Below are 320 nucleotides of genomic sequence, written 5' to 3' on the forward strand. Positions count from 1 at the left end.
GACCCGCCCCGGCGAGGTCACGGCCATGACGGCGCAGCACGCCACCCGCCAGGGCACGCTGGCGGGCCGCAACGTCGCGGCGTCGCTGGGCTACGGCGAGACGGGCACGTACAAGCACCACGACCTGGGGTTCGTCGTGGACCTCGGCGGCCTCCAGGCTGCGGCCAACCCGCTGCAGGTGCCGCTTTCGGGGTTCCCCGCGAAGGTGGTCACACGCGGCTACCACCTGATCTCGATGCCCGGGAACCGGGTCCGTACCGCCGCGGACTGGCTGCTCGACGCCGTCCTGGGCCGCCAGTTGGTGCAGCTCGGGATCGTAC

The 320-nt window shown here is 72.8% G+C and carries 1 pseudogene; it reads left to right on the plus strand.

Annotated features, from left to right (window positions below):
• Positions 1 to 25 precede the first annotated feature (25 nt).
• Positions 26 to 320 (plus strand): annotated as a pseudogene (locus tag PROKR_RS25560) (NAD(P)/FAD-dependent oxidoreductase); the annotation flags it as partial.

This window comes from Promicromonospora kroppenstedtii DSM 19349 (assembly GCF_000515355.1).
Lineage (GTDB): Bacteria > Actinomycetota > Actinomycetes > Actinomycetales > Cellulomonadaceae > Promicromonospora > Promicromonospora kroppenstedtii.